26 protein-coding genes and 1 pseudogene are annotated in these 26953 nt (G+C 48.6%); 20 read left to right on the forward strand and 7 right to left on the reverse strand.

What is annotated here, in order from left to right:
• The 14 genes from L693_RS0109260 to L693_RS0109325 all read left to right on the forward strand — a co-directional run.
• On the forward strand, nt 1–873 hold an 873-nt coding region (locus L693_RS0109260; protein WP_025717021.1), incomplete at its 5' end, for an ABC transporter substrate-binding protein.
• Nucleotides 874–888: 15 nt separating this feature from the next.
• Complete coding sequence (nikB, locus tag L693_RS0109265) at nt 889–1818, forward strand: nickel ABC transporter permease (protein ID WP_025717022.1); 930 nt, start codon at nt 889–891, stop codon at nt 1816–1818.
• A 14-nt stretch (nt 1819–1832) separates the two neighbouring features.
• On the forward strand, nt 1833–2648 hold the full coding sequence (gene nikC, locus L693_RS0109270; protein ID WP_025717023.1) for a nickel transporter permease: 816 nt from the start codon (nt 1833–1835) through the stop codon (nt 2646–2648).
• Nucleotides 2648–3628 carry an ABC transporter ATP-binding protein gene (locus L693_RS0109275; RefSeq protein ID WP_025717024.1) on the forward strand — a complete coding sequence of 327 codons (981 nt, stop codon included), beginning with the start codon at nt 2648–2650 and terminating at the stop codon, nt 3626–3628. The genes nikC (L693_RS0109270) and L693_RS0109275 overlap by 1 nt, the downstream gene beginning before the upstream one ends.
• A complete protein-coding gene (locus L693_RS0109280; protein ID WP_025717025.1) occupies nt 3625–4404 on the forward strand; it encodes an ABC transporter ATP-binding protein in 780 nt (259 codons plus the stop codon). Before L693_RS0109275 ends, L693_RS0109280 begins: the two co-directional genes overlap by 4 nt.
• A 142-nt stretch (nt 4405–4546) precedes the next feature.
• Nucleotides 4547–6172 (forward strand): nickel ABC transporter substrate-binding protein, encoded by a 1626-nt coding sequence (gene nikA, locus L693_RS0109285; RefSeq protein ID WP_025717026.1) that lies wholly within the window; start codon nt 4547–4549, stop codon nt 6170–6172.
• A gap of 46 nt (nt 6173–6218) precedes the next feature.
• The gene (gene nikB / locus L693_RS0109290) at nt 6219–7163 is read left to right on the forward strand and encodes a nickel ABC transporter permease subunit NikB (RefSeq protein ID WP_025717027.1); all 945 of its coding nucleotides are present in this window, start codon (nt 6219–6221) and stop codon (nt 7161–7163) included.
• The gene (gene nikC / locus L693_RS0109295; protein WP_049825110.1) at nt 7163–7993 is read left to right on the forward strand and encodes a nickel ABC transporter permease subunit NikC; all 831 of its coding nucleotides are present in this window, start codon (nt 7163–7165) and stop codon (nt 7991–7993) included. The genes nikB (L693_RS0109290) and nikC (L693_RS0109295) overlap by 1 nt, the downstream gene beginning before the upstream one ends.
• A gap of 19 nt (nt 7994–8012) precedes the next feature.
• Entirely contained in the window at nt 8013–8843 is an 831-nt protein-coding gene (nikD, locus tag L693_RS0109300; protein WP_025717029.1) for a nickel import ATP-binding protein NikD, read from the forward strand.
• Nucleotides 8844–8879: 36 nt separating this feature from the next.
• Nucleotides 8880–9689: a nickel import ATP-binding protein NikE gene (nikE, locus tag L693_RS0109305; RefSeq protein WP_025717030.1), complete on the forward strand. Its 810-nt coding sequence runs from the start codon at nt 8880–8882 to the stop codon at nt 9687–9689.
• Between the two features lie 140 nt (nt 9690–9829).
• Nucleotides 9830–10639, forward strand: a complete 810-nt coding sequence (locus tag L693_RS0109310; RefSeq protein WP_025717031.1) for a transporter substrate-binding domain-containing protein — start codon at nt 9830–9832, stop codon at nt 10637–10639.
• A 30-nt stretch (nt 10640–10669) separates the two neighbouring features.
• Complete coding sequence (locus L693_RS0109315; protein ID WP_025717032.1) at nt 10670–11386, forward strand: amino acid ABC transporter permease; 717 nt, start codon at nt 10670–10672, stop codon at nt 11384–11386.
• 4 nt (nt 11387–11390) lie between these two features.
• Nucleotides 11391–12158 (forward strand): amino acid ABC transporter ATP-binding protein, encoded by a 768-nt coding sequence (locus L693_RS0109320; protein WP_025717033.1) that lies wholly within the window; start codon nt 11391–11393, stop codon nt 12156–12158.
• A 237-nt stretch (nt 12159–12395) separates the two neighbouring features.
• Nucleotides 12396–13412 carry an asparaginase gene (locus L693_RS0109325; protein WP_025717034.1) on the forward strand — a complete coding sequence of 339 codons (1017 nt, stop codon included), beginning with the start codon at nt 12396–12398 and terminating at the stop codon, nt 13410–13412.
• 42 nt (nt 13413–13454) lie between these two features.
• Here the strand turns inward: L693_RS0109325 and L693_RS0109330 are convergent.
• Nucleotides 13455–14394 (reverse strand): annotated as a pseudogene (locus tag L693_RS0109330) (Gfo/Idh/MocA family protein).
• Nucleotides 14395–14506: 112 nt separating this feature from the next.
• Between L693_RS0109330 and L693_RS0109335 the strand changes: the two are divergent.
• Nucleotides 14507–15472, forward strand: a complete 966-nt coding sequence (locus L693_RS0109335) for a WYL domain-containing protein (protein WP_025717035.1) — start codon at nt 14507–14509, stop codon at nt 15470–15472.
• A 35-nt stretch (nt 15473–15507) separates the two neighbouring features.
• Here L693_RS0109335 and L693_RS0109340 read toward each other — a convergent pair whose 3' ends face one another.
• The gene (locus tag L693_RS0109340) at nt 15508–15753 is read right to left on the reverse strand and encodes a DUF6953 family protein (RefSeq protein WP_025717036.1); all 246 of its coding nucleotides are present in this window, start codon (nt 15751–15753) and stop codon (nt 15508–15510) included.
• Between the two features lie 213 nt (nt 15754–15966).
• On the opposite strand from L693_RS0109340, the gene L693_RS0109345 reads away from it, so the two are divergent.
• A complete protein-coding gene (locus L693_RS0109345) occupies nt 15967–17367 on the forward strand; it encodes a helix-turn-helix transcriptional regulator (protein WP_025717037.1) in 1401 nt (466 codons plus the stop codon).
• A 207-nt stretch (nt 17368–17574) separates the two neighbouring features.
• Here the strand turns inward: L693_RS0109345 and L693_RS0109350 are convergent, their stop codons facing one another.
• A complete protein-coding gene (locus tag L693_RS0109350; protein ID WP_025717038.1) occupies nt 17575–19314 on the reverse strand; it encodes an ABC transporter substrate-binding protein in 1740 nt (579 codons plus the stop codon).
• 146 nt (nt 19315–19460) lie between these two features.
• Between L693_RS0109350 and L693_RS0109355 the strand changes: the two genes are divergently transcribed.
• Genes L693_RS0109355 through L693_RS30520 form a run of 3 tightly spaced genes read left to right on the forward strand, consistent with a single transcriptional unit; the run spans nt 19461 to nt 21729 of the window.
• Complete coding sequence (locus L693_RS0109355) at nt 19461–20972, forward strand: DUF4153 domain-containing protein (protein ID WP_025717039.1); 1512 nt, start codon at nt 19461–19463, stop codon at nt 20970–20972.
• A 13-nt stretch (nt 20973–20985) separates the two neighbouring features.
• Nucleotides 20986–21552, forward strand: coding sequence for a hypothetical protein (locus L693_RS0109360; RefSeq protein WP_025717040.1), 567 nt, complete (start codon nt 20986–20988; stop codon nt 21550–21552).
• Between the two features lie 9 nt (nt 21553–21561).
• Entirely contained in the window at nt 21562–21729 is a 168-nt protein-coding gene (locus L693_RS30520; RefSeq protein WP_197029861.1) for a hypothetical protein, read from the forward strand.
• A 134-nt stretch (nt 21730–21863) separates the two neighbouring features.
• Here L693_RS30520 and L693_RS0109370 read toward each other — a convergent pair whose 3' ends face one another.
• The 4 genes from L693_RS0109370 to L693_RS29870 all read right to left on the reverse strand — a co-directional run bounded on the left by L693_RS0109370 (nt 21864) and on the right by L693_RS29870 (nt 25747).
• Nucleotides 21864–23081, reverse strand: coding sequence for a sialidase family protein (locus tag L693_RS0109370; RefSeq protein WP_025717041.1), 1218 nt, complete (start codon nt 23079–23081; stop codon nt 21864–21866).
• A 45-nt stretch (nt 23082–23126) separates the two neighbouring features.
• Nucleotides 23127–23498, reverse strand: coding sequence for a hypothetical protein (locus tag L693_RS0109375; RefSeq protein ID WP_025717042.1), 372 nt, complete (start codon nt 23496–23498; stop codon nt 23127–23129).
• A gap of 634 nt (nt 23499–24132) precedes the next feature.
• Complete coding sequence (locus L693_RS0109385; protein WP_025717044.1) at nt 24133–25251, reverse strand: WG repeat-containing protein; 1119 nt, start codon at nt 25249–25251, stop codon at nt 24133–24135.
• Nucleotides 25252–25594: 343 nt separating this feature from the next.
• The gene (locus L693_RS29870; RefSeq protein ID WP_155983793.1) at nt 25595–25747 is read right to left on the reverse strand and encodes a hypothetical protein; all 153 of its coding nucleotides are present in this window, start codon (nt 25745–25747) and stop codon (nt 25595–25597) included.
• Nucleotides 25748–26274: 527 nt separating this feature from the next.
• Here L693_RS29870 and L693_RS0109395 point away from each other — a divergent pair.
• The gene (locus L693_RS0109395; RefSeq protein WP_025717045.1) at nt 26275–26949 is read left to right on the forward strand and encodes a helix-turn-helix transcriptional regulator; all 675 of its coding nucleotides are present in this window, start codon (nt 26275–26277) and stop codon (nt 26947–26949) included.
• The last annotated feature ends 4 nt before the right edge of the window (nt 26950–26953 follow it).

Raw genomic sequence — 26953 nt, forward strand, 5'->3', positions numbered from 1 at the left:
ACGGATGGCAATTCGCGCCTGATGGCGCTGCAATCCGGCGAGGTGGATGTAGCGACGGATATTCCGGTGGATAACGCGGAGATCTTGAAAAAAAACGACAAGCTGCAGGTGCTGTCGGCTCCGTCCCTGCGTACCCATATGATCGTGTACAATATGGAGTCGCCTGTGTTCAAGGATGCAGCCAACCGCAAGGTCGTGGATAGTCTGATTCCACGCTCATCCATTGTGAGCGCCATCATGAGGGGCTTTGGCACGGAGGCAAGCAGTCCATTTCCGAGTATTCTTCCCTTCGGGAAGGTTGAACGTAAAGCGCTGGACGGAACCCCGGAGCAATTGCTGACGAAGGATGGCTGGCAAAAGGACGCCCAAGGCACATGGACCAGGCAAGGCAAGCCGTTCGAGGTTACACTGCTGACCTTTCCTCAGCGTCCGGAGCTATCTGTGATGGCTGAGGTCATTCAGAGCCAATTGCTGAAAGAGGGTATCCAGGTCAAGATTCGCAAGGTGGAAAATATCGACGAGGCGTTAACCAAAAACGATTGGGATTTTGCCATGTACAGCATGCTAACGGCCCATACAGGGGAGCCGCAATATTTTATGGATACCTTTTATTCCTCGAAAAGCGAAGCTAACGTGAGCCGATATGTCTCCAAACCGCTGGAGAACATTCTTGGCAAGCTGAAGCTGGCGAAGAATACCGCAGAGCGCAATACGGAGACACTGCAAGCGTTAGACATCATTAATACGGATTTGCCGCAGTCGTTCATTGTGCACCCTGACAATGTATTTGGTGTAAAAAAAGGGGTGCAGGGCTTCACGCCCCATCCGATTGAATACTACTACATTACAGCGCAATCCGATATTGCGAAATAACGGGCTGTGCATCCTATGATTCGTTTTATTCTGGAACGTGCGGCGCAGCTGGTCATCATTGTATTCGCCGTCTCCACGGTGACTTTTGTACTGATGAGACTGGCTCCGGGGGACCCTGCTACCATTCTGCTTACCGCACATAATGTGCCTGCCTCTGAGGAGGCGCTGACGGCGCTGCGGAAGGAGCTGGGTTTGAACGAGCCGCTTCATATTCAGTATGTGAACTGGCTGCGGGATGTGTTCACAGGGCATTGGGGCACCTCGTATGTATCCAAGGAGTCTGTGCTGGCTGAACTGTGGAACAGACTGCCTGCTACCGTAGAGCTGGCCTCGGCGGGCTTTGCCGTTATGACCATGCTGACTCTGGGGATGGGACTGGCCGCCTCGGTAAAATCCAGCGGCCCACTGGATCGTCTGAGCAGACTTTTGGCTCTGCTGGGCTCGTCCATTCCTTCCTTTTGGCTTGGCTTTCTGTTGATCTATTTGTTTTCCGTTTGTCTGGGCTGGCTTCCATCCATGGGCAGGGAGAACTGGACAAATCTAGTGCTGCCAGCCCTAACCCTTGGTGCGGGCTTGGGGGCCGTACAAGCTCGTGTGCTGCGTGCACAAATGCTGGAACTGGGCGATCAAAATTTTGTGAAAGCGGCGAGAGCTAGAGGTTTCTCACATATGCATATTCTGTTTTTTGAGTTATTTAAGCATGCCATTCTGCCTATTTTTACGCTGTTAGGTACGAATCTGTCATTTATGCTTGCAGGTAATGTTATCGTGGAGACGATTTTTTCATGGCCGGGTTTGGGCAAGTATTTTATAGATGCAATTACGCAGCGGGATTACCCGGTGATTCAAGGATATGTTATTTTTGCTTCATTCTTAATTGTAGGCGTTCAGTGTTTGGTAGATGTGGTCCAGACGGCGATAGATCCGAGGCTGCGTTTGCGTTAGGGGAGGGGCTGGAAATGAAAAGGATACGGCTTTCCTCCAAAGGAAGCTTGCTGACAGGCGGTGTGCTGTTTGGCTTGATCGTGCTGCTCGGTGTGCTGGCTCCATGGGTTGCTCCTCATGATCCTCTGAACGTGGACCTTCTGAACCGTCTGGCCCCACCGAGCCGGGAATATCCCTTTGGTACGGATCATCTGGGGCGGGATGTACTGTCACGGCTGATTTACGGAATTCGGAAGAGTGTGTTAATCGCGTGCGCAATTACTGTAGCTACGCTGAGTGTCAGTCTGCCGATAGGCTTGCTCATTGGCTATGTGCGTGGGCGTGTGGATCAGCTGATTATGCGGGGAATCGACGGCGTGCTGGCTTTTCCCGATATTATTTTGACGGTGGCGATTGTAGGGATTTTGGGCCCGGGTTTTGTTAACATGACCTTGGCTATTATTGCGGTACGGTGGGCAGGCTATGTCCGCTATATCCGCAGCCTGGTTCAAAAAGCCTGTCAGGAGGACTATGTGCGATATGCCCGTCTTTCCGGTAATTCACACGTACGCATCCTGAGACGCTATGTATTGCCACAAGTGCTGCCGCAGCTGTTTGTTTATGCGGTATGGGATATCGGGCGCGTGGTGCTGATGATCGCCGGGCTCTCTTTTCTTGGACTGGGTGTACAGCCACCCAAGCCAGAGTGGGGCGTGATGCTACATGATGCAACCTCGTATTTTCAGGTGGCCCCGCATGTCATGATTTTCCCGGGCTTGGCGATTATGCTGTTTGTACTTGCGTGCCAGCTGCTGGGTGACCGCTTTTCGGAGAAGGGGGCGGCGAAATAGTGGAGGATCGGACTGACATGGGTCGAAACGATATGCTAGAGCGAGTGGACGGGCGCAAATCTCTGTTACACGTGGAACATTTGGAGATAGGCCGTACAGGAGCAGGAATAGCCATTGGGAAGGGAAAAGGTTCGGATGCAAGTAGAAAATCGGAAGCGAACGGGGAAACAACGAGGAACAGTGGACATCAACCGCTGCTGCGAGATGTGAGCTTTTCCGTCTACCCGGGGGAAATTGTGGCACTGACCGGACCGAGCGGATGCGGCAAGAGCCTGACTGCGCACGCAATCGCAGGCATGCTGGAGCCGGGAATCGGTGTTACGAAAGGGCATATTTACTATAACGGGGAAGACATCGTCCCGTTCCATGAACGACGCTGGCAAAGGCTGCGCCGTGAGGATATTGCTCTGCTCATTCAACAATCGCTGAGCGGGTTGAACCCGATTCGTACCGTCCGTACACAGTTGACGGATACGTTAAGGCTGCATGGGCGGCGCCAGATGCCGCATGCACAGAAGGGGGCGGGGCACGCTAATGCTGCCCGGTCCCTGGCTGCCCCGCGGCAGGCCGCCCTACAGGGCCCGCTGTCGCGGATAAGGCAGACGATAAGCCGCGTAGCTGAGATGGCTGGAGGTCGCGCGATGCAATCGCAGGAGGCTTATCTACACGCGCTGCTCAGCAAGGTCGGGTTTGCGGACCCGGAGCGTATTTTGTCGTCGTATCCATTTGAACTAAGTGGGGGAATGTGCCAAAGAGTGCTGCTGGCGGCCATGTTAAGCTCGGGTCCGCGCCTTTTTATTGCCGACGAGCCTACTACAGCACTGGATGTCATCAATCGGGACAAGGTTCTGGCCCTGCTCCAACAGCTGAGAGAGGACTTTAATCTCACCATTTTGTTGATTTCTCATGACCGTCAGGGCATAGGCCGTGTGGCAGATCGTGTGCTGGAGATGAGCCCGGAAGGAAGGATGCACGAATGATACTGGAATTGAGGCAAGTGACCAAGGCTTATCCAGTCCGCAAACGGAGGAAAGGCTGGTTCAACCAGCAGGCTGGCGAGCAGGCCGCCGTGAAGCAGGTGAGCCTGGAGCTGCAACGGGGGGAATGCCTCGGGCTGGTTGGTGAGAGTGGAAGCGGCAAAAGTACGCTGGCACGATGTATTCTAGGGCTGGAAACGTTGACCTCGGGGGAGATTTGGCTGGATCATCGGCCCATTCATACTGGAAGGATGAAGGATATTCATCTGTACAAGCGAATCCAGTTGGTCGCGCAGGACTCGTCTTCCTCGCTGCATCCCCGTATGACTATTCGGGATATTTTGCTGGAGCCGATCCGCAACTATTTTCCTGAGCGAAAAGCGCAAGCGCTGGATATTTGCCTATCCCTGCTGGAATCGGTAGGCTTGGAGGCTGACAGCCTGGAGAAATATCCAACGCAGCTAAGCGGCGGACAAAAGCAGCGGGTATGCATCGCCCGTGCGCTGGCGGTGGAGCCGGAAATCATCCTGTTCGACGAATCGGTCGCCAACCTCGACACGGCAACGCAGTCCTCCGTGCTCGACGTGCTCAAGAAAGTGCAGATAGAACGCCAGTTATCTTACCTTTTCATCACTCACGATCTTCAATCCACCCGTCCGTTTTGTGATCGGATTGCCGTCATGTATCAGGGGGAGATCGTGGAGGTATTCAAGGATTGGGATAAAGAACTATTACGGCATGAATACACGCGTGCCTTGTTTCAAACGTTGACGGACTGAGCCATACATCTTGCATTTTACAAATTCAAAATAAATAAGAGCTTTCTTTGTCGAATATTGTTGACAAAATGGGATGTGATACCTATTCTAAATATGATTATGATAATCATTATCACATATATAGAAAAGGGGAAATACATTGATGTCCGTTCGACACCGCAAGAATGCCACCCTTATGCTGGTGGCAATCCTCTTATTATCCGTTATTTTGGGTTGTGCGAAGCAGGGGGATACGCCTGCATCCACCTCAACTGAAGGAGCTGCCAATGAAAAGTCGATCACGCTATCGTGGCCGCGTGACATTGGTACAATGAATCCTCACGTATACAATCCTTCCCAACTTATTGCACAATCCATGATTTATGAGCCGTTAGTCAGTTACAAGCAAGGAGGCAAGCTGGAGCCTGCTTTGGCTGAATCCTGGACCATTTCCAAGGACGGCAAAACATATACGTTCAAGCTTCGCAAAGGTGTGAAATTTTCAGATGGAACGCCATTTGACGCTGCTATTGTCAAAAAGAACTTTGACGCTGTCATGAAAAATGAGAAAACCCATAGCTGGCTTGGTGTGGTAGGCGTTCTCGACAAAACGGAAGCCGTAGATGACAGCACCTTCCGAATGACGCTCAAGGAGCCGTATTATCCGGTGCTTCAGGACTTGTCCGTTGTTCGTCCGTTCCGTTTTTTGGGTGAAGCCGGCTTCCCGGATGACGGAGATACGTCCAAAGGCATCAAGAAACCTGTAGGTACAGGGCCTTGGATGCTGGATGAATACAAGCAAGATGAATATGCGACCTTTAAGCGTAATCCGAATTATTGGGGTACTGCGCCGAAAGTCGATAAAATCACCGTAAAAATCATCCCCGATGGCGAAACACGTGTGCTGGCTTTTGAGAAAGGCGATCTGGATCTGATTTATGGAGAGGGTGTTATTAGTCTCGATGCTTTCAAGCAGCTTCGCGACACGGATAAGTACGTTACCAAGTTGTCCGAGCCTGTCGGTACAAGAAGTCTGCTGCTCAATTCGTCCAATCCCAAACTGGCAGACCTCCGCGTACGTTTGGCACTGCAACATGGCTTCAATAAGCAGGCGATGGTAGAAGGTGTGACCTCAGGGCTAGAGGAAAAAGCGGATACGGTTTTATCGAAAAACTATCCGTATACGAATGTGGACTTACAGCCTGTTGACTATGATGTGGAAAAATCCAAAGCGCTGCTGGATGAGGCAGGCTGGAAGCTGCCCGCAGGCGGCACGGTACGGGAGAAGGATGGTCAACAACTGGACTTTGAACTGATTTTTGATAAAACTGATCCGATCCAGAAGGCGATGGCTGAAACCATTCAGGCGGAATGGGGAGAACTGGGTGTCAAAGTGAACCTCACCGGGCTGGAGCTGACGGTTCAAATCAAGCGGCTTAGATCCAACCAGTTTGATCTGTACTTCTGGTACAACTATGGTGCGCCTTATGATCCGCATTCCTTTATTAACGTCATTGCCAAGAAGAGCTTCGGGATTGCAGAGACGCTGAGCGCCCTTCCGATGAAGAAGAAACTGGATCAGCAAGTACACGAGGCGCTCTCATCGACAGATGAAACCAAGCGTCAAGAGCTGTATGCTTCGATTCTGAAGACGCTTCAGGAGCAGTCTGCCATTGTGCCTATTTCATATATTAAGAAAACCGCGGTATACCAGAAAAAGATTACGGACTTTGTATTCCCGGCCAATCGGGATGAAAATCCGTTTGGTGGGATTGAAATCGGGAAGTAGTTGAAACCGAAGGGTAGCATTCGTTTACAGGATAGGAGGACGACTTATGATCAGCTATATTGGGAAACGAATGATAGCGGTCATTCCTATTGTTCTCTTTGCCACTCTCGTTACCTTTGCACTCATTCATATTTCACCAGTTGATCCAGCCGAGGCCTATTTGACAGCAGCCCACATCTACCCGACTCCGGAAATTCTGGAGCAGAAGCGGCATGAATTCGGACTGGATCAGCCTTTGCTGACACAGTATATGCAGACACTGCAAAGAATCAGTCGGCTGGATTTTGGTACTTCGTACCTGACAAACAAGCCGGTGTGGGATGAGGTGAAGGTTCGGCTGCCTGCCACTGTCGAGCTGGCCTTGAGCAGCATGGCGCTATCCATCGTGGTGAGTATCCCGCTGGGCGTACTGGCGGCGATACGTAAAAATGGCTGGATCGACATGCTCAGTCGAGGAATTTCATATGTTGGAGCGTCTATTCCTCAATTCTGGCTGGGATATCTGTTGATTTTCTTTTTCTCCGTTCGACTGGATTGGCTGCCTGTAGAGGGGCGGGGGACGTGGCAGCATTTGGTGCTCCCCACGTTGACCCTATCGTTGGTTCTGATTGCTCTATATACGCGCTTGCTGCGTTCCAGTGTATTGGAGCAGCTTCAGGAAACGTATGTGCAGTATGCCAGAACCAGAGGGATTCGTGAACGTATAATTATGCTCAAGCATGTGCTCAAAATTGCCATTGCCCCACTGATTACGGGTATGGGCATGAATCTGGGCAAGCTGCTGACCGGAACGATTATTGTGGAGCAGGTGTTTTCATGGCCCGGTTTTGGCCGATATTTTGTGGAAGCGATTTTTAACCGAGATATTCCCGTCATACAATGCTATGTGTTTTTGGCGGCATGCCTGTTCATCGTATGCAATTTGCTCGTTGATCTGGTGCATTTGTATATGGACCCCCGAATTTCAGCGAAGGGACGAGCAGAGCAGTGATGATAAGGTTGCGTACGATGTTCAAGGGTCAAAAGGTGATCGTGGTCTGCTCTGTCGTGCTATTGATTCTTTTTATAATGATGGCACTGGCCCCATGGCTGGCTCCCCATGATCCGGTAAAAGTCAATTTACTGCATAAGCTGGAAGGACCTTCTAAGGAATATTGGCTGGGAACCGATCATTTGGGTCGGGACAATCTGTCCCGGCTGCTGTATGGAGCACGGATTTCGCTTGGCTTTGCGACATTAATTTTCCTGTCGTCCCTTGGCATCGGCGTCGTGATCGGGTCGGTTGCTGGTTATTTGGGCGGCTGGGTCGATAGTGTGCTAATGCGGTTTTGCGAAGGGATTATGGCGTTTCCGAATCTGGTGCTCGTGCTGGGGATTGTCGGTGTTTTTGGGCCGGGTCTTATGCAGGTGCTGCTTGCCTTGATGATGGTGCAGTGGGTGTATTATGCCCGAATGTGCCGCAATATGGTCGTGAGTCTAAAAGAGCGGAATTTTATAGCGGCCGCCAGGATTAGCGGCTCCTCCTCAGGAGCCATTATCCGGAGGCATATCATTCCGAATGTGCTGCGGCCGATTGTGGTCATGGGTACGCTGGAGATGGGCTGGGCGATCATGGATATTTCTGCGCTGTCTTTCCTCGGTCTGGGCATCCAGCCGCCAACTCCCGAATGGGGAGCGATGATTCATGAGGGAACAGGATACATCCGCAGTCATCCGGAATTAATGATCTATCCGGGCGTCATGATTCTGGTAGTCGTCATGGCCTTCAATATATTGGGAGAGGCCTTGTCCGACCGGTACGGAATTTCCAAACGTCAGTAAAACAGGAGTGAGAATAACGATGGATGACGGGGCGAAGTCGAAGGTGCTGGAGGTCCGCGGCTTGCAGGTGAAGCTCAAATCCGGTGCGGGGGCAGTACCTCTGCTTGAGCCGATCCATTTTGAGCTGAAAAAGGGACAAGTACTGGGTTTTGTCGGCGAGAGTGGAAGCGGCAAAACGGTGACCTGTAACGCGCTACTCCAGTTGCTGGATCGCCAGACGATGGACGTGAAAGGCAGTATCCGTCTGAACGGGCGTGAGCTGAACGGAATAGCGGCCGAGGAAATGCGGCGTATTCGTGGCAAGGAAATCGCGCTGATTATGCAAAACCCGATGAGTGCCTTTACGCCAGTGTATACGATAGGGGCTCAGTTTATGGAAACCATCCGCACTCATACTGAATTGACCACACGACAGGCCCGCGATCTTGCCATAACGGCTTTGGAAAACATGAATCTGCCCGAACCGGCCAAGCTGATGAAGCGATATCCCTTTCAGCTCAGCGGGGGAATGCTGCAACGCGTCATGATTGCCATATCCATGTGCCTGCGGCCAGCGGTGGTGATTGCGGATGAACCGACAACGGCGCTTGATGTGGTTAATCAGCTCCAAGTGTTGAGAGAGCTGGATTGCTTGCGTACGGAATACGGCACTTCCATTTTGCTGATCTCACATGATCTGGGGGTCATTTCCCAAATGGCAGATGAAGTAGCTGTCATGCAGCAGGGATGTATCGTCGAGCAGGCGGAGGTTCATCGGCTGTTCGATCAGCCTCAGCATGAATATACGAAAATGCTGCTGCATGCCAGGTCCAAATTGTCCTTGCGGGGCATGAATCAGCCAGGCGGTTAGTCACTGTGGACGGTTATACTTTCAAAAGGGGAGCGAATGCGCGTGCTACAAGTAAAGGAAGTAACTCATAGCTATGGAAGGCGCAAATGGTTGGGCCGCTCCGAACTACGCCCCCCTGTACTGACTGGCGTTTCGCTTACAATAGAGAGCGGATTTTGCCTAGGCTTGCTTGGAACCAGCGGAGCGGGAAAAAGTACGCTGGGTAAGGTCATTCTGGGGCTGGAGAAGCCCCAGGAAGGCCAAGTACTGTTTCAGGGTCAGGACATTTATAATGGAAGCACACGAGCCCGCAGGAGGCTTAGACGGGATATGCAGGTCGTATTTCAGGACTGCTATTCTGCTGTAAATCCCCGGATGACCGCTGGACAGATTATCGGAGAGCCTCTGGACAATTACGAACGGCTATCAGTGCAGGAACAAAGAAGAAGGGTTGAGAACCTGCTGGAGCGGGTCGGTCTCAAGCCGGAGGACCGGAATAAACTTCCGCATCAATTTAGCGGCGGACAATTGCAGCGAATCAACATCGCACGGGCCATTGCCCTCAAGCCCAAGCTAATCGTACTGGATGAGTCCGTCAGCAGCCTGGATATGGTTCACCAGATGCATATTTTATCCCTGCTGGGAGAGCTGAAATCCTCGTTTGGATTGTCGTATCTGTTCATCACACATGATATTCGGGCGGCTTACGCCGTCAGTGATGGCATTGCTGTGATGGAGCAGGGGAAATTGATCGAGCGCTGTGATGATAAGGACCGGGTCTTTGAATCCGCTCATCCGGCTGTGCAACGGTTGATCTCGTCCATTTTGCCGGAGCATCCAGCAGACCGTCTTCCCCTTCATGAATGACAGTTGACCCGTAAGGGTCCTTTTTTTTGTGCAACATATGGATAAGTAATTGAAGTCAAATTTATCTGTTGTATTATTTGAATAACCCGCTATAATATAAAATCATAGTAAATCACTTGGATTAAGAAGGGGCATCACATATGAAGAAATCTGCTTTTGTTGCAGCGCTTGGCCTATCTCTTGTATTACTGACCGGAGCCTTGAGCGGATGTTCCTCGAAGGAAGCGGCATCGGGGGATAAGGTGATCTATGTCGGCACACAAAATGACTACCCGCCATTTGCTTTTGTGAATGATAAAAATGAACTGACCGGATACGATGTGGACGTCATTAAGGAGATTGACAAGAAGCTGGATGGCTACAAGTTTGAGTTTGTACCTTCGGGCTGGGATGCCATATTCCTTGCACTGGATGCGAACAAAATTCAGGTGGTGGCAGATGAAGTTGCCAAAAATCCCGAGCGCGAGCAAAAATACCTGTTTTCGGATGAATCCTACTTCCAGGCGCAATCCGTCATTGTTGTGAAAAAGGGTAGAACCGATATTCATTCTCTCAAGGATTTGGAAGGCAAGAAGGTGGCCGCCTCGGTAGGTGATTCCTACACACAATTGCTGGAGCAGTATAATGCGAAGAACGGAAATAAAATCATTTTGAAATATAATGATACAGGCACTTCGTCCGACAACCTGCAGGATGTGCAAAATGGCCGGGTGGATGCCTATGTGAATGATCCGGTTATGGTGGCGGCAACGATTAAAAAGGAAGGCTTGCAGGTGGAAGCTGTGGGCGATCCGGTACAAAGTGACAACATTAACCTGGTGCTCAAAAAGGATAAGCAGGGTGAGGAGCTGAAAGCGAAAATCGACCCGATTATTAAAGAGCTTAAAACAGACGGAACGCTGAAAAAGCTGTCTGAACAATGGACAGGCGGAGAATTTATTCCTCAGTAACAACAATGTAAAGGATAAAGTGGGGTACCTATGGAAAAGCTGTTTGACCTTGATTATATGCTGAAAAGCCTTCCCCAGATTGTGGAGTATCTCCCCGTAACACTCTGGATTGCGTTATTGTCCATGCTGCTGGGTTCGATCATCGGGTTGGCCACGGCCTTAATTCGGATATACAAGGTGCCTGTTTTGGCACAATTGTCTACGCTGTATGTCTCCTACATCCGAGGAACGCCGCTTATCGTGCAGTTGTTCCTCGTATATTACGGAATACCCAAGTTTCTGTATTATTTTCAGAGCGAATATGGGTTCTTGCAGCAATTTAATGTCTACGTGATTCCACCTGAGCTGTTCGCGCTGCTGTCATTTTCGTTGAACCTCGGGGGGTATCTGTCGGAGACGTTCCGGGCGGCGATTAATTCAGTCGACCGGGGCCAATTTGAGGCTGCCAATTCCATCGGGATGAGTCAGACGCAGATTATGCTCAAAATTGTACTGCCACAGGCGTTGACAGTAGCTTTGCCCAATCTGGGGAACACGCTGATTAGTACGGTGAAGGATACATCTTTTATTTTTATGATCGGTGTCGTCGATATGATGGGACAGGCCAAAATTATGGGTGCGCGGGCGCTGGCTTTCTTTGAGGTGTATGTTGCGGTGTCTCTAATCTACTGGCTGGTGTGTATTATTATCGAACGCGGGCTTGTCGTGCTGGAGAAGCGGATTCGAATTTACGAAAGAAGTGAGTAAGGGCATGATTCAACTTCATCAAATCCATAAGCATTTTGGACAGCATCATGTGTTAAAGGGTATAGACCTGACCGTAGGCAAGGGGGAAGTTGTGGTGATCCTGGGCCCGAGCGGATCGGGGAAGTCCACGCTGCTGCGCAGTATTAATTTTTTGGAGCAGCCGACGAGCGGTATCATTGAAATTGACAATGTAAAGGTAGATGCGACCAAGGCGGGTAAAAAGGACATTCTCGGGCTGCGTATGGCAACGGCGATGGTATTTCAGCAATACCAGCTGTTCAAAAACCTGAATGCACTCCATAATGTGATGATCGGTCTGACCAGTGTGAAAAAGCTGGATCGCAAGCAGGCGAGGGAGATCAGTGAAGGAATTTTGGAAAAGGTCGGATTAAAGGATCGCATGAGCCACTATCCTGCCCAGCTTTCGGGTGGACAGCAGCAGCGTGTTGCCATAGCCCGGGCTTTGGCGCTGAATCCGCAAGTGCTGTTGTTCGACGAACCGACTTCCTCACTCGACCCTGAACTGGTGGATGAAGTGCTGTCTGTCATTCAAAAAGTGGCAAGTGAAGGCAATACGATGATTATTGTCACACATGAGCTTGGTTTTGCGAGGGATGTAGCGGATCGGGTCGTGCTGATGGAGCATGGCGTCATTGTGGAGCAGGGTCCGGTGGAGCAGTTTTTCACCAATCCGAAGGAAGAACGGACCCGCCAGTTCCTGGGGAAAGCGTTGGGACAAAGAACACTACAGGTGCAACCGGTAACTCCGTAAAATGTCGCAGAATAAGGGTAGGTCAAGAGTGGTTGTCTTTAGAGTAAGTGTTGTTTATAGAGTAAAAAGCACGCTAGACCCATCGCGGGAGAAATGAGAACCTGCGTTTGTCTGACGTGCTTTTTTGGCACCATCCTTCAACAATTCTTTTCCATAGCAAAGTAGCTTATCACACTTATTCATGATAAATTCTAAGAACAATAAAGTGAAGATGTACTCGGGAAGGAACATTGGCACATGAAAAAGGTTTTGTTCATCAACACAGGTGGAACGATTTCTTCCTCCTACCAGGAAAACGGCCTGACTCCGACCCAATCGGCTGAGAATATTCTGGCGGAAATTCCGGAGCTCAAGGAAATTTGCGACATTGATGCCCACAATCTGATGAGCATTGATAGCACCAATACACAACCGGAGGATTGGGCTTCCATTGCCCGGATGGTACGCCGTTCCCTCGATCAATACGATGGTATCGTCATTGCACATGGCACGGATACAATGGCTTATACAGCTTCTGCCTTGAGCTTCATGCTGGGAAGCGTAGACAAGCCCGTCGTTGTGACAGGTTCACAGGTGTCCATTTTGGCCGAGCACAGCGATTCCAAAAAAAATGTAATCGACTCATTCCTGACCGCATGTGGCGAGGTGGCAGGGGTTTTTGTCGTATTTAACGGCAAAATTATTAACGGCAGCCGCAGCTCCAAAATCAGAACACGCAGCTATAATGCTTTTGAGAGTATTAACTATCCATACATTGGACTCGTGGAGAACGGCAAGGTGGTCTATACGGACGGCGTATTTGCTAATCGTAGTACCATTCGCTACCCGTATAATGACGGGTATGCTGCGGAGGTATTTTTGCTCAGGCTGATTCCGGGTACGAATCCGGCGATTTTTGATGCCATTCAGAGCTTGGGCTATAAAGGTATCGTCATTGAGGGCTTTGGCATGGGCGGCGTACCTTTTAAGGAAAGAAGCCTGATCAGCAAAATCGAGGAATTGATGAAGGACGGCATGTGTATTGTCGTGACTACTCAATGTCCCTATGAGGGCGGGGATCTGACGATTTACGAGGTCGGGCAGAAGGTACTGGAGAAGGGTGTTATTCCGGGGTATGACATGACTACGGAGGCGCTTGTAACAAAAATGATGTGGGCGTTAGGCCAAACCACCGACCCCGCAGGGGTAGCCAAGATTATGGCAACCAACTATGTGGACGAAGTTTCCTTACCCACAGACACAACCTCCCTGTAAGGGAGGTTGACCACCATAACTGCTGGAGACATCGGGTTAACGCTAAGATTGCTCTAATCTATGCTTAATCTTAATAGCCATTTCCAACGATTGAATGGCTTGTTCCAGTGGAATCAGGCATTCCGCATGCCTGTCAAAGCATTCAAGGGCATGATCCAGACTTTTTTCGTACGGATTGGCGGATTCGAGGTTGATTTTTTGCTGCCCTGATGCGGTATACTCATATAATGCAGTAGGTATAGGATCATTTTCGTTGCTTTCATGGAATACCAGCTTGGCCTTTTCAAAGTAAGCTTCATAGGCTACCGTGAATGGATAGCTTGCCGGCATATGGGAAGAGGCAGTGACTTCTGTGAATGTATCCTGCTGCTGGAAATAAGCCCGGACCTGCGCCTGTTCAGGATGGGCAACCTCTGTACCCCAGAACGTGCATGGGTCACAGGGGCCCAGCAGCCATGCCAATAAATCCAGTTCATGAATCATGAACTGAGTAGGGATGGAGCTTACCAAGATCGCCCCACAAGGGAGGCGTTTCCCTTTTCAAGGACAAGGAAATAAGCTTCCCGTACTTTTGCTGACGATGAGCCTCGTACAGATAGGTATAGGCAGGATCAAACTTAATGAACTGGTTGACCAGAATCTTTTTACCATATTGCTTTTCAGCTTGTTGCATAAGCAGAGCGTCTTCGAGGTCAAAGCAAACCGGCGTTTCACAAAACACATGATTTCCGCGCTTGAGCGCATCAATGGCATATGACTTATGCAGGTGGGAGGGCAGGCACAGATCGACGATATCCACGTCTGAATCCAGCAAAATATCCTCTATATTTTGTGTGACTTCAACGTTCAGCTCCTCTCTCAGCTTTTGCAGCTTGGTTTCCTTCCTTCCGAATACAACGAGTCTGTTCACCTTGGGATGGTTGTTTAAAAGGGACGCATGATACGCGCCGAATCCCGTCCCCAAAATTCCAATATTCATCATCCATTGCACCACTTTACTTCCATGATACACACCTATTGCTGCCAACAGGGTGTCAACAATCTTTGCATCATCTTTTCAATTCGGGTAACCATCTAGTGTTGGAGGTATGATTGTGAGACTGCATCGTTTAATCGCGATTTTATTATGTATCGAATCCAGAGGGAGAATGAAGGCCAAGGATTTGGCGTTGGCACTGGAAACCTCGGTACGCTCGATTTACAGGGATATTGATCTTTTGGCTGAAGCCGGTGTTCCGATTGTTACCACATCCGGCCCGAAGGGCGGAATTTACTTGATGGAGGGCTATACAGCCAACCTGAAACAGTTGAACGGCGGAGATGTGATTCAGCTTTATTTAACAGGTATGGGCATCTATACGGGTGGGCCCACCGAATCGGGCTTGAAATTAAAAAATGCGCTGCTCAAGCTGGAACAGACCATGCCAGACCCCTATCAATCGGATATTCGCAAAGCCAAAGCGCGATTTTATTTTGATGATACCCCCTGGTGGACGGAACGTGTGGCTATTCCCTGTCTGGAGGCTGTGAGAGCTGCTGTGTGGGGTTCTCATAAAATAATCATTCAATATCAAAAAGCCGACGGGGCCTATTCTTCTCGCCATGTACATCCCTATGGACTTGTGGTGAAAAAGGGCGATTGGTATCTCATTGCTTTCTGTGAGGCCGGGCAGGAGATACGGACCTTCAAGTGTGAGCGCATCCTGAAGGTCCAGCCGTCTGGGGAAGTCTTTGAGGTTCCTGTGGAGTTTTCGCTGGAGCAGTATTGGATGAAGCAAGAAACCAGGTTTAAGGAGCTTTGTACAGAGAAGGAATACTATCCGGTGGTGGTCCGAACGAATAAGACTCAAGCTGGAATCATAGCGAACAGGCTGGAAATCATCCAGTCCGTGCAGGGAGAGGGTTATTTAGATCTGACAGTCAATATGTATAGTTATGAAGCGGCTTGCCGCGATGCTATGGATTGGATCGGCCGGGGTGAGATTATGGAGCCTGCGGCACTTCGACAGTTTGTGAAGGAACAAATCAGCCGACTCCAAAAGCTATATGCAGGAATTTAGAAAAACACCTGCCCACGGGCAGATGCTTTTGCTTGTTAAGTCCAGGCCCAGAGGAATCCATCACGGTCCCAGGCTATTCTGCCGCCATGAAGCTTGCGGAATGCTTTTTTGATTTCTTTTTCCAGAGATTCATGACCATGCTCGCTTATAAACACATACTGCTCTCCATACGCAGAGCGTACATATGCAATTGCATCTTCCTGCTTCAGGGTGCCTACTTCACGGATCTGCGCGACCATCCATTGTGCGATTTGTTGTTCTGTTGTAGGGGAATTGTCCATTTTTTTGTATCCTTTCCTGCATACCGATTGAGTGCAGCCGTTCGGCTCACCTCCCCGTAGTATACGGCAATTCGGAGAATTATTGAAATTTTTGAAATAAATTCACCTGGGCGGTTGGCGAAGTGGGCTTTCTTTTGTATAATTAAGGGAATATTCACGGGAATTTTCTTTTTTTTTATTGAAACATGCAAGTAATCCCTGGGGGTGCCTGATTTGAAGGAAACAACCACAATTCGCGCAGAGCTGGAGCAGTATATTAGACGAGAAGGAATTACGATTAGCAAGTTTGGGGAGAACACAGGTATTAATGCAGGAACGATCAGTGCCATCATTAACGGCAATCGGCCGATCGCGATGCTCCTGTTGGATCGGATTGCCGCAGGCATGGGGCTTGAGGAAGGGAGCCTCTATGAGTTGTATATTGATGAGTTTATACGGAATACAGCACCGAATTGGCGACGGGTTCGTCCATTTTTGCATCGCTGTGCAGAGCTGAACAAACTGGATTGTATTAAGCAGGTCGTGGAGTTTATGATGGACTATCTCATATACGCCCCGGCTTTATTTGAGACGGCAGAAGAGCTATTCGGAAAAGGCAAGTATGAGGCTGCGGCCATTATCTATAAAAATGTTTCAGAAAGCGAGAAGTACCAACATTCCGAGCGTCTGGCTCTTTGCCAGTATCGGTTATTTACGATTGCCATTGGTGATGATCAGGACGAAAATTTATGGGCGGCTACACACTTTGAAAGCTTTGTGGACCGACTGGGTGAAGCAGACCAGCTGGATGCCTTAAGAGACCTGGCTAATACCTATGCCTCCTTGCGACGTTGGGATAAAGTAGAATGGCTGGCTGAGAAAATGTGCCAAGAAGCCAAGGTGCAATACGAACAAAAATATGGAAATACCAGAAGATCAGAGCGTGGCAAGGAACCCAAGGGTCCTTTGTTTATGTATATTGTATACTCTTATGTGCTGCGCGCCGGGGTATGTGATGAGCGTGGGGATTATCAGAAGGCACTGGAATATGTATCCTTGTACTCGGATTTGAGCTGGATAAAAGAGGATACGGAAGAAGCACGTCGTTTGAAGGCCCTTTGTAGCAACTGGGCTGAGGCCAACGGGTGTCTCTATCAGTTGATGTCCGGCAGCCTGGATGTAATTCCACAGTATGTAGACTATTTGGAGAAAAACGAAGGCGAAATTCTGGTAGGGCTGCATAAAATTATGGTGGCGGCCAACCGTTACGATTTTAATGTCGATCATGTACTGCAGCGTTTTGAAAAACAAATTGAGGCATTAGCAGATCAGCATGTCAAGTTAGGAACCTATACAGAGCAAATGTCAGCAGATCTCTATGCACGATTTTTGGCAGAGATGGCTTGTTATGATCTCAATAAAGATCGTTATACCAAAGGAATGAAATTCTTGCTGGAGAGCCTTTCTTATTCCGTAATGCTGAATGGTAATCCTGTCACCATCAAATGTGTGGGATTATTCGAAAAGTATCGGCATACTGCTTCTTCTGAGGACAAAGAGGAATATAAAAACTTACTTGGAGAGGTAGAGTACATCCATGATAAAAAAGATCGTTTTTTCTCTGCTCGCATTTAATGTTTTTATCCTATTGAATTCTCCACTCGTTACCCCACCACTAGAAGATCCTAGCGAGGTTCACAGTCATGGATTGGGAGGGTGGAACTCTTCATCTATTGATACGTCTGTTTGAAAAGCTCTGGATAGCGGTATCCCAAAAGGTATTCTCTTGTAAAGAGGATACCTTTTTTGGATCTTGCCCTTACACTCGAATGACTGCTTGGCTCAAGGCTTGGCGGATGGAGGTAAAGCGGGTGGAAACCAGACGTGACGCAGATCCACCCAGCCCTGGCTATTAAAAGATACGCCACGCACAGAGGGGAGATAGGCCGTCTGAACGGGTTTCTCGTATAAAATATGCAGTTGATGCTCCTGGATAAGCCGTGTTTCAATATGCTCGAATTGACGTGCCCTGATGGTATGATCGGCTTCGCGTGCAATTTCACGCAGCAGTCTTTCGATATCGGCGTGACTATGCGGCTCCACGTGCCCGGACACATTGAGATACAGATCAAATAAGCGCAATTGCTCATCACGATCACGAAATAGAGAGAAGATGATCAGATCCGACTCCATGCGAATTGATGAGCTTTTAAACTCATTCATGGACGCGGCTACGATATTACAGGTATACCCCCAGGCTTCTAGCCGGGTCGCGACCCGGTCTGCATCCGCTCTATACTCGGGAATAGTGGCGATTTGCAACGCCGCCAGTGATTCATATGCATCGTCAGACGCCCCCACCTCTTGGGAAGAAAGGCTGCGCTGCTCCAGGCATGCTACGATTCGGGCGCGCACGTCCGGATTGCGTAGCGGCCCATCCTTGTGTGTATTGCATGTGATAAATTTGCGTACCGAGGCCGCCGAGTGAATTTGGCTCCATGCGGCATCTGTACCTCCCGCCGATACTGGATTGTGGATGATATGAAATGAAGAAGCGATATCCTCCATATCCGACGATTCCAGCTTGGCCGCCCACGGGAGCTGTACGATCTCCACTCGATCCAGATGTGCCCGGCCTTGAAAATAAGGCGCAAAAGCTTCCAGCGTACAGAGGCTTTCATTCATCTCTGTGACCTTGAACGCGCCTGTACCGACAGGTCGGATGCCAAAGGCAGCCTCTCCAGCCTGATTCAGCTCACGCGGCACAATCGCAGCCCGACTGGTACACAGGAAGGACAGAAACAGCTCGTTCGGCTCCTTCAGCTCGAAGCGTACCATGGTCGGACTTAGTGCCTGTACGTGCTGAATTTGCCGGACGATAAAATGGTACAGTCTCCTTCCCGGCGCGCGACGCAGTCGCTCAAAGGTATAAACGACGTCATCGGCGGTTAATATTTTGCCGTTATGAAACAGCACTTCCTTGCGCAGGAAAAAGGTCCACTGTGTACGGGTGACGTCGACCTCCCAGGCATGCGCCAGCCCTGGCAAAATCTCGCCGCTTTCATTCGCGCGGCGGGCCAGCCCATCAAAGACGTGGCTGGACACGAAGGACTCGGCCAGCCAGTTCAAATACAGCGGGTCCAGCGTATAGAGCTGCTGGCGAATAGGCAGACGCAGCGTGTCGATCTGCTGCTGATCGCTGCGCACCTCCGCGTGATGGCCGAAGTAATTCAGCAGCCAGCCCTGCAAATGCTCCTGCATTGTGGAGGAGCGTGAATGGGCCCGGATTTCATCCAGCGCACGCTTAATGTCATGGCGGTCAATGGCCTGCATCATGGACTGCACGGCAATGTCCTCCGGCTGGATCAGAAAGCGCAGGCTGGAGCGGCGGCCCCGGCCTCGACGGGGAGTCCATTGAATCCAGTCATGCTGCTCCATTTTCTGAACGATCATCAAGGCGTTGCGATGGGTGCAGTCAAAAATAGCCGCCAGCTCATCCAACGTAATCTCCACGGTATGATTCTCATCTTTATCGTCAGCGGTGTGTGAGTGAAGCTGCAAAAATTGGGCGTGAAGTTTCATTCATAGTCGCTCCGTTTCCTCTATAAATGTTTAAAGCGCACCTGTTTTTATAAAATAGGAAATTTTGTTCCGATTAATTTCTCTTTATCTTCTTATTTTATCATCTACAATAAGGGTTATAAAGCATATTTGTGGAGGTATTTACCATGCATGACAAGATGAGTGGAACGTCTTTGCCGGAACCGTCGTTTTTGTCCGCCTTTGCGGCCGCAATTGTGTTGGCGTTAGTTCATCAATATCTGTTTTACGGACATGGGCTGGGCGTGTCTATGCCTATTTTTGTCATTATATTTTACGCCTATATGTATGTCTTCAATCGAGATCGCATCCAACTGGGTTCATGGATAGGGCGTTTGCTGTCTGTCACCATTATCATGCTGGCATTGACGTATGCACTGTTCAATAACCCGGTTCTATATGTGTTAAAGGCGTTGGCTATACCTGCTCTGATTAGCGTGCATATGGTGCTGCTGTTGGGGGAGAAGAGGTATGGCTGGTCGGAGCCTGGCATGATCGGTCAGGCGTTAAGCCATTGGTTTTATCAAAATATGCGCCATATCGTGACTCCGTTTCGTATGTTCAAGAGGGCAGCCTTTCGGAATGTTAAGGATGAGCGTAAGCGTGTATTGGGCAAGGTGATGATCGGTTTGCTCATCGCCTTGCCGTTGCTGTTCATCATTGTATCCCTGCTGGCTTCGGCAGATGGAATGTTTGAGGAGCTATTATCCGGCATACCTGCATGGATTGGAACGTGGTCCTTTGGAAGCGGGATGCTGCGGCTGATCTGGACCTGCTTTTTTACCTTCTGTTTCTTCTGTTATTTGTGGGGATTCGTACAGCCCGCCCCGCGCCAAACAGAGAGGGAAATTCAGTCATCAACAGTACCTTATCACGAGCCGATAGCAATCAAGTTTGATCCAGTCATCACGGCTACCGTGCTGATCGTCATGAATCTGGTGTATGTCGTGTTTGTGGTGCTTCAGTTCGGGTATTTGTTTGGTGCATGGGAAGGAGCCTTACCCGAAGGAACCTCGTATGCAGAATATGCAAGAAGGGGATTCGGGGAGTTGGTTATGGTAACAGGTATCAATTTTGTGTTGATGATCAGTGTGTTGAAGTGGACTGAATTCAGCTCCAGCCTATTGCAAAAAATCAACAGCGGTCTGCTGTATATACTCGTTGGCTGCTCGGGTGTGATGCTCTATTCGGGATATACCCGGCTGGTGATGTACGAAGAAGCATACGGTTATACGTACACCCGTTATCTGGTACACGCGTTTATGATTTTTCTGGGCTTGCTGCTGCTCATTGCAGCTGTTCGCATTCAAATCCGTCAGCTGCCGTTGGCGAAATATTATATTGTACTTGCGCTGGTGGCTTATGTCGTCGTGAACTATGTGGGGATTGATGTACGTATTGCCGAAAATAATCTCGAACGGTATCGTACGACATCGGTGATAGACAAGGAATATCTGAGTGGGTTATCGGCGGATGCCATTCCGTTATTAATTGAATTTAGCCGTAAGGAACACGGAGCGATGGATGAGTCCCTACAAGGGCGTCTGATAAGCATGACAAGGGAGGAAACGGCCTGGCCTGCGTTCAATTGGGCTACGTATCGAGCGCGGCAGGAGCTGCAGGATTATATTTTGGAATGAGAGGTGCTTGAGAGTGATCGGAACAGATGCAGTACAAGGGATGGTATTGGAGCTACAGGATGAAATGTCACAGTATCGGTATCAGTTTGGTACACGACGGAACCAGTTTATCACGGAGGCTTTGTCCTGCGGAATGAGTGAGGCAGAGGCTGACTCCTATGCGATCCAGAGCATTGGTCCGGTCATTCCCGTCGTCAGCATGCCTACGTTAGCTCCTGGTAAAACCCGGCCGCTTAGTCCGCTGCTGGCAGCCCGGTACCGCTATGTGGGAGACTGGAAGGACATCGGTGAGCATCTGCCCCTGCCTGATGAAATTCTGCGGATCGCAGGTACAGAGCAATTTCGCAGCTGGATCAGCGATATGCGGAATTACTGGGTAGAGTCGGCTCCTTACCGATTTGGTGATGATCGTCTTTCGCTGCTGTCGGTTGCCAATGAGGAGGAAGGTCACTTTTCCATGCTCGTCTGGAAGGAGTCTGGTGAAGAACCGGAGGTATGGACGTATGCTTCCCAGCATGAGTATCGTTTCAGTCATTTGCTCCACTGGTTCAAGTGGCTGAACGGGCGGAGTGAAGAATGAGGGGTACAGATGATGAAAAGGAATCGTAGTTGGATCGTGCTATTTATCGGCATCGCTCTGATGGTGGGAGTTGCAGACTATTTTATACAGGCTAAGCAGACTACTCCAGAGCTTATCGTACCAACCGTAATCAGTAAAGAAAGTCTTCATTTAATTGATGATACGTTTTGTGAATGATGCAGACAGGTGATCATTATGCGCTTGCTGGTAATTTCCTTTCCGGTAAGGCGTTTTATATTTTTCAACCCTGTATACAAAGAAAGGAGCCTTTAGGAAAGGCTCCGGCTACACGCTGTTTCTCATACTAGAGTTTACTGGTTATCCCCAAACCAGATGTTTTCAGTTCCGGTTCGAGTGTCTGTCCATACGCATACAAGACGGTCTATCTGTGGAACAACCGCATTTCCAATGTAGTCCCCAATTAGGGTAAGGCCTGCAACACTGAATGAAGTCGTCGTAATGCGAGTGTTTGTAAACGTATTTCCGCCATCTCTGGATGTAGCAAGAAAAACGTCAAGATCAGGCGGATTGACTCGATTGGTGTAATAGGAAATAAACACCGCCCCATCCGATGGGGAAACCGTGATGGCCGGAAAAAAGTTCTGCGATCCCACCGGACTGTCTGCAATGGGTTTTGGCGTCCCCCAATCTACGCCAAAGTTTTCAGAGACAGAGAGGAAGATATCGGAATAGCCTTGCCGAAAGTCTTGCCATACGGCGTAGACATTTCCTCGCGTCGCCGGTGCGTTTGAGATGTCACCCGCCATGGAAGGGTATGTCAGGCACCTGAACTGGTATCCTGGCAGCGGCGAAGGTGGAACAACGACAGGCGCAATCCTGGTTTCAACTCCGAATGATGTTCCACCGTCTAGTGATGTACGAGTATTAAATTCACTTACACCGGGAGGTTGGGTAATCCATCCCGCGACAAGAATCCCGTTTAATGTGATTGCCATCCCGGGGAACTCTTCAAATTCGTTGACTGAGGAGAGGAGGATCGGCCCGGAGTACGTACTGCCCCCATCTTGGGAGCGATTGAAGAATATTGTATTTCCAGGTATAAATTGCGTGTTGTAGTCGTGTGTATAACCGGCATAAATGTTTCCAAAAAACGGGCTGGACCCGGCCTTATCGGTGGTAACAATCACCTGATCGTCATTGACAAACTGCCCAAATCCTTGGTTCACAATGACAGGCGGCCCGAACAAAGATGCGTTATCGTTGGACGTATAAGTTACAATTGTACCGCTGAGGCCGTCGGCGTCAAAGGCATGTGCTGCGACGACAAATGAATTGGGATATAGATAATCAATATGTGGCGACTCGATGCCAGCGAACCCGGTTGGGATCGGAAGTATTGTTGTGCTCCATGTTGTACCAGCATCTATTGACTTGTACAAGCCAATAGCCGCTGGTCCTGTTCTTAAATCTACAGCAACTACTACCATAACAGAGGGATTCAGCCAGTTTACCGCGATGGATGGCTCAAACTGGCTACTAGTACTTGGCGAGATTTGTACGTTTGCCATGGGGGCTTCTCCTTTTTGTAAAAGAGTAATAGCAATTGTTGTAACTTATGGGTTGAGCTGTGCAATTTGGGTGAGGTCTTGTTGCAGCACTTTTTGGTAATGAATTACGTTTCCGGATGAATCCGTTCCAAATACATTAATGACTGTATCCGTAGGAACTGTTCCTGTAACGAGAAACTGAACCTCGTAAGCAAAATTGCCTGCAATGTTGAAGTTAAGAAGTTGACTCGTGTTGGCATTGATATTTAGTGAACTGGCATAAATCAGCGTTTTACTCGCCATGCTGTTCCAAACGTAGATGTGATACACAACGTTAGATGAGAAACTAAGATTATCATTGTCAATGTTAATTGCAAGATTCGTTGCAGAAGAAGTTGCAGTTCCCGTATTCGTAATGATGCCCGTTGTAAACGCCATGAAAACAACACCTCTCTATTCGTTTTTATTAGTATATGAAGTACGAGTTTATATGGTTTGGACAATACCACCTGTATCTCGTTTTCCTGTTGCTTGAGATTTTTTTTGTAGATTTCGTTGTTAAATGAAGCCCGAAATCACCCTAATAGTTGAGAGGGAATTGAGGCTAACATTATTTCCTCTACAACTTATATTCAGGGGGAATTTTCAATGGTAGAAGTGCAAGCACCTATGCATCTGTAATTGACGGTTTTAAGGTAGAAACGAACAAAAAGTACTCACCTGTAGGTGGAACAAAGTGTAATATTTTTGCTCAGGATGTGATGTCCGCTATGTCGGCTGACTTACCGAGTGGCTTAGCCAATCAAATGGCGGATGCTTTATCCGGTAACAATACGCAGGGGTGGTACTCCGTAACCTTTCAGAATGCTCAAAAAAGAGCAAATCTCGGGTATCCTGCCATCGGGATTAAAAAAGAGGACGGGCATGGTCACGTCGTCGTTGTCAGACCGAAGGGGTCATCAATCACGATTTTAAAAGAGGTACAAATTGCTCAGGCGGGGACCAAAAATTACAATAGTAATACCATAAACTACTCGTGGGTGGCGGCAGATCTGCCTCCGGGGTCGTCTTTTTATTTTGAAACGGAATGTTTGGATACAATGAACGCTTTACCTGGCTTGATAAAGGCCACAGCATAGCCATTGGAGAAGGAGGAGGATTCCGCCTTATACTCAAGCTTGGTCAGCAATTGGCCTTGACGATTGATGTAACCGAATTTCCCGTCTGAGACCGATGAATGTGCCTGTTTACCCACTAAAGCCAAGCCTTCCTTGAATGGGAACGCGATATCATATTTTTGTTGATATTTAATGACCAAGGCTCCACTTTTATCAATAAATCCGACCTCGTTTTTCGCATTTTTTACACTCGCCAGGCCTTCACTGAAATCCTGGGCATCGGTAAATTTAAAGGGAATAACGACTTTTCCCTGTTTGTTGATGAAGCCCCATTTTCCTTTGGCATTTTGTACAGGAGCCAGCCCTTCCGAAAAGTCTCCTCCAGATTTATATTGAAGAGGAATAACCTCTTTTCCTGTGGTATTTATATATCCGTACAGTCCTTTGCTATTCTGGACAATAGCCAAGCCATCCGAAAAACTCCGACTATATTTGTATTTATAGGGAATCGCTAATTGACCGGAAGCATTAATAAAACCAGCCTTGCCTGTGTTAGGAGCGTAGACAAGCGCCAGGCCGTCCGAAAATAGATATTCTGATCCATAGTTTTCTTTTAATGGAATAAGGATTGTTCCTGTACGATCAATGAGGACATTTTCTTTGGTGGAGGCTATGGTGATCTTGGCTTTTCCTTCGCTGAACGAATTAGCTTCGGTATATTGGCAAGGAATGACCAGTATCCCTTTGGTATTGATATACCCATAGAGATTGGTTTTTGTATTTTTCACGACGGCTCGCTGCTCATGAAAATCACCAATGGGTTTCAGCTCGGCGGGAAGAGAGAAAGCCTTTTCTTCTTTGGTATTATAAAACACAAGTTTTCCAGCGGATGTTTCAGCGGCTAATAGGCCATCATGAAAAGCACCATCGCTTAGGGGCCGAGCAACGTTGTAATCCAGCGGTGTTTTAGAAACTTCAATGGCTGTTGCACTGCTGGGAGCAGCCCACCCCGTTCCCGAAACGGTAACGCTGGTACATAGAATCAATATAGCTAATCCGAACTTTTTTAACATGCATAAGCTCCTTTGCAAGTTGATTTACCATAATATAGACGAAAAATATGTAAGAATGTTTCTTGAAATTCTATATTTTTCTAATTTTTGCGGGACAGAGGAAGAGGGGAATGGACAAAAAGATTTGCTTTCAAGTATGATGCATCCTAATCATTATCCTAAAAAACAGAGAGGGGGCTGTCCCAAAAGCAGCTTTTTCATTACATAAGGACAGTCTCCTAAATGGAAAATCGAAAACCGGACTGGGCAAGGGGCTGATCCTTACTGGTCCGGTTGTTTTTTTCGTCCACTTACCGAGTTGCCAGCTCTCTTTCTACCATTTAGTGGTTAATCAACAGGCGTGTTATTGAACAAATTTAGCTATGAACTTCCGCTCAAGCAGGTTGGCTGCTACACGTTCTGCTGCCCGATACGTCATGTTCATTCGACGTTTCCGGCGAATGCTGGCTTGAAGGCCTAGCTTTTGCATAAGACGCAATATCTTCTTATGGTTCATCCACACGCCTCATCCTGCAACAAGAACAACTGGAGTTGGCGATAACCGTACTTCCCATCGTAACGTTGATGTACTCTACAGATGAGGTGTTTGGCCTCGGCATCACGGTCGTTCCCTTTTCGCTTTAAATACGCATAGTATCCACTTCTTCCAAACACTTTTTTAGCAGTCCATGCAATCCATGCAGTTCAGCGGCGGATACGGAGCCTACAATCAGCCGGTGAATCAGCCATACTACAACGCGGTAAACCCGCAAAGATCCATGTAACAGCAGCCGCATCTAGCGGCTGAGAACAGGGCATACGGCATGAGCTGTATGTCTTGTTTTTTTTGACATTAAAGAATTTATAAGTTTAGAGGTTCCCAAGGCTTTTTGCAGGAAAGTTAAAAAGATATTGACAGTGCTGTGAAGTCTCTTGCAGGAATCAACTTTTTTGTATACAATTACGACGAGTTGATTGAGTTAACTAAATTTGATTAACTCAACTTTCAGGTTATTATCCAGGGAGGGAGGTAATCCTTATACGATGTCATACTTATCTTTTACAGACGAGGATCACCTGATTATAAAGTCTTATGAAGCTCTGGTCTATGGCATTGCGGACTACTTAGGACCGGAATGCGAAGTCGTTCTGCACAGCCTGCACGATTATAATCAGTCCGCAGTCGTAATCGCCAATGGTCACCATTCCGGAAGAAAGATAGGCGCTCCTATTACCGACTTGGCCTTGCGTATGCTTAAGGAGCTTGAGAATTCAGGCGCTAAACAATCCAAAAGCTACTTCACCCGCGGCAAGAACGGCCAGCTAATGAAGTCCAGCACCATTGCTATTCGGGGTAAGGATAATAAAATTATCGCCTTGTTGTGCATCAACATGAATCTTGACGGTTCCCTGTCAAACTTTCTTAACATCTTTTCGCCGAATCAACTCCTATCCCCTGAAAACAATGTGAAAGAGAATTTCGCTAACTCAGTGGAGGATCTGCTGAAGAACACCATAGAAACGACGATTCACGAGGTCGACACTTCCCAAGAGATCCCGCATCATAATCGAAATAAAGAAATCATCAGGCTGCTCTTAGAACGCGGCGTCTTTCAAATGCGCGATTCCGTGGCTATCGTTTCCAATGCGCTTAAGATATCAAAGCACACGGTTTACTTGCATTTAAGAAATTATAACAACAATCAAGGGGAAGACTAATTTT

Origin of the sequence: Paenibacillus sp. 1-18, from assembly GCF_000520755.1 — a bacterium.
GTDB classification, from domain to species: domain Bacteria; phylum Bacillota; class Bacilli; order Paenibacillales; family Paenibacillaceae; genus Paenibacillus; species Paenibacillus brasilensis.